General features: G+C 70.4%; 4 protein-coding genes. 2 read left to right on the forward strand and 2 right to left on the reverse strand.

Annotated features, from left to right (window positions below):
- Nucleotides 1–67: 67 nt before the first annotated feature.
- Entirely contained in the window at nt 68–826 is a 759-nt protein-coding gene (locus VNN10_07940; GenBank protein ID HXH21946.1) for an enoyl-CoA hydratase/isomerase family protein, read from the forward strand.
- A gap of 43 nt (nt 827–869) precedes the next feature.
- Here the strand turns inward: VNN10_07940 and VNN10_07945 are convergent, their stop codons facing one another.
- Together VNN10_07945 and VNN10_07950 are read right to left on the reverse strand one after the other, a co-directional pair.
- Nucleotides 870–1526 carry a hypothetical protein gene (locus VNN10_07945; GenBank protein HXH21947.1) on the reverse strand — a complete coding sequence of 219 codons (657 nt, stop codon included), beginning with the start codon at nt 1524–1526 and terminating at the stop codon, nt 870–872.
- 604 nt (nt 1527–2130) lie between these two features.
- Nucleotides 2131–2595 (reverse strand): hypothetical protein, encoded by a 465-nt coding sequence (locus VNN10_07950; GenBank protein HXH21948.1) that lies wholly within the window; start codon nt 2593–2595, stop codon nt 2131–2133.
- Between the two features lie 161 nt (nt 2596–2756).
- Between VNN10_07950 and VNN10_07955 the strand changes: the two genes are divergently transcribed.
- Nucleotides 2757–3017: hypothetical protein (locus tag VNN10_07955; GenBank protein HXH21949.1), on the forward strand; the 261-nt coding region annotated here is incomplete at its 3' end.

Consider the following 3017-nt stretch of genomic DNA (forward strand, 5'->3'; position numbering starts at 1 on the left):
GGCGCAGGTGAAGCAGCGCTCGCAGCTCCGCCGCCCCGACTGGCGCTGAGACGCCGCGGGAGGGCCGATGAACGGCTTCCAGTATCTGTTGTACGAGAAGCGCGACGACGGCGTCGCGTGGGTGACCCTCAACCGGCCCGAGGTACTGAACGCCGTCAACATGGCCATGCGGGACGAGCTGTGGGAGGTCTTCCACGCCCTTCGAGACGACCCCGACGTTCGCGTCGCCGTCTTCCGCGGGGCTGGCGACCGCGCCTTCTCGTCGGGCGCCGACATCAGCCAGTTCGGGACCGCCCCCTCGTACATCGAGGCCCGCCGCGCCCGCCGCGAGCGCGACCTCTGGGGCTTCCTGCTTTCCATCGACAAGCCCCTCATCGCCGCCGTGCACGGATGGGCGCTGGGCGCGGGCTGCGAGATGAGCCTCCTGTGCGACCTGCGGATCGCGTCCGAGGACGCCCGCTTCGGCCTGCCGGAGGTGTCCCTGGGGTACATCCCCTCCGCCGGCGGCACGCAGACGCTGCCCCGCACGATTCCGCCCGGCGTCGCCCTCGGCATGATCCTCTCGGGCGACCCCATCGACGCGCGGGAGGCGCTGCGGCTGGGGCTCGTGAACCGCGTCGTGCCGAAGGAGCGCCTGTTCGAGGAGGCGGACGCGTGGGCGCGGGCGCTGTCCGCAAAGCCCGCGCGGTCGCTCCGCTACATCAAGGAGGCGGTGCGCGAGGGACTCAGCCTGCCCCTCGCGGAGGGCCTCGCGCTGGAGATGCGGCTCGCCTCGCTCTGTCTCATCGGCCGCGACGAGACGGGCCGCGCGACCGAACGTGAGTGAGGGGAGGCGACCGGCGGGCCGCGCTCCCCTTACACCCGACGCTCTACCTGGGCCCCGCCTGGCGGGCCAGCGCCACCCCAACGCCCGCAACTGCGAGAGCCACCAGCATGGCGGCCAGCGCCGCTGCCGGCGCTCCACCGGAAGCATCTCCGCCTCCCGTCGGGGGAAGGCCGCTGACGCCCGGTTGGGGGACGGGCGGTCTGATGACGAACTCGGTGTCCCAGACCTCTGGCATGTCGGCGCCCCAGGTGCCGGCGAACAGAATGATTGACGAACCGTCCGGCAGCGCTAGCTCGATGCTCAATGCCTTCCCGGCTTCCGCGCAACCCGGCTGCGTTGCGGCGGACGGGATGGTGAACTCGGGGAGCGCGGCCTCGCCGCCGCCAGAAACGGCGTCAGTGATCGCGGGGGGCAGCGGAATCTCGAGGCACGTGCCTGCTGCGGTCCTCACGCGCAGCGTGGAGCCGCCGGGGATTTCCACTCCCCGGCCGTCGGCGGCGGCCTCCACCTTTAGCGTCGCTCGAACCTTCACGTCCCTTGCGGCCGGCGCTGGCGTCGGCCCGGCGGGCACTTCCGTGCCGGGCACGGCCGGCGAGGCCGTCGGCACGGGAGTCGTGTCGCCCTCCTGTGCGCGCACAGAGGAGAGGCCGAGCGCGCCAGCCAGGAGGATAGCGAGGGCTACGTTGGCTAATCTGGTCATGGGTAGCCTCCTTGTGCTAGTGGCCGTCCGCGCATGGGGATTCCTCGTCCTCGGCCCATGGGACGCCGGCCACGCTGAAGCGTGGCCTTCATCCAGGGGGAGAAGGGTACCCCCCATCGTTCGGTCCCGCCCCCGTCCTCACCGACCTCTTACCGATGAAGGGCAGGCTTCAGCCTGCCCGCCGGCACCTATGGAATGCCGGCCACGCTGAAGCGTGGCCTTCATCGAGGGGGAATGGTCCGGCCGCCATCACGCCCGGGGAATCCGCCATCCCTGAAGGCCACTCTTTAGGGTGGCCGTCGACCCATGGCTGGCCAGCCGCGTGCACCGTGGTCATGCTGAGGCCGAGCGAAACGAGGCCGAAGCATCTGTTTCCCCGGCGTACCACGACGCCCATCGACCGCGGGCCTTCGCGGGCGCACGGCAGGCGCCCGCCGAAGTAGGGAGACGTTCGGGTCGGGGAGAGGAGATGCTTCGTCGGCCTGCGGCCTCCTCAGCATGACCGTATCCCCATGGCCCGCCGGCCACGCTGAAGCGTGGCCTTCATCACAGGGGGAGGAACGGGCCACGCTCGCTACGACCCCATCCCCCACTGAAGACCCCGCTATTCTCCGACTTCCCGTACCTCGAACGCGGCCCGCATCCCCTGCTGGTAGTGCCCGGCGATGTTGCAGATGATCACGTACCGCCCCGGCCGGAGGTCGACCGTCCCCACCTGCCGGCCTTCCACTCCGGCGTCCGGGTCGGCGGCGGGCACGTCGAACGACAGCATCTCCTCGCCGGCGTCATCGACGTCGACCTTCCCGCGCTCCATGGGCAGCGCGTCGGGCGCATCGTCCGTGCGAATGACGACCACCTGATGCGGGAACTCGCCGTGATTATGCCCCTCGAACGTGGCGGTCACGGGTCCGTCGATGGACGCCGGCTCCGGATCGACCGACCACTCGTCCAGGTGCACGTGCACCTCTCCCGTCAGCGTGGGCGGAGGTGGCTCCTCCTCGCCGCCGCATGCGACGAACAGCGCTGGCAGGAGCGCGAACGACAGTGCGAACTGCAGACGAACGCGCATGGCGACTCCCCGGACGGCTGTAGTCCCGTCGACGGCCACTATAGGGCCGCCGACGCGGTCTGACAACCGCTTGCCACGATGCGGACTCGGAGCCTATACTCGGCGTCCAGATTCATCAGGGCGTGGGTCGCCCGCATCATGCGTAAGGAGGATGGTGTGCCATGGATGGATGGAAGCGAACGTTGACGCTGGGGCTGCTCGGGGCCGTCGCGCTGACAGCGGTCGCGGCCGTGGCCACGGCGTGCGGCGGCGGCGAGGAGGAGGGTGGCGGCGGCGCCGAAGCGACGACCGTCACCGTCACGCTGGGCGAATGGCTCGTCGAGCCCGACCCCGATTCGGCGCCTGCGGGCGAGATCACGTTCACGGCGAACAACGAAGGCACCATCGAGCACGAGCTCGTCATCATCAAGACCGACCTCGCG

The organism is Dehalococcoidia bacterium (genome assembly GCA_035574915.1).
Classification (GTDB): domain Bacteria; phylum Chloroflexota; class Dehalococcoidia; order DSTF01; family WHTK01; genus DATLYJ01.

What these genes read in the sequence shown, in the direction of transcription:
- VNN10_07950 (HXH21948.1), bottom strand. Translation starts at nt 2,595, where the DNA reads ATGCGCGTTCGTCTGCAGTTCGCACTGTCGTTCGCGCTCCTGCCAGCG.
- VNN10_07940 (HXH21946.1), top strand. Translation starts at nt 68, where the DNA reads ATGAACGGCTTCCAGTATCTGTTGTACGAGAAGCGCGACGACGGCGTC.
- VNN10_07945 (HXH21947.1), bottom strand. Translation starts at nt 1,526, where the DNA reads ATGACCAGATTAGCCAACGTAGCCCTCGCTATCCTCCTGGCTGGCGCG.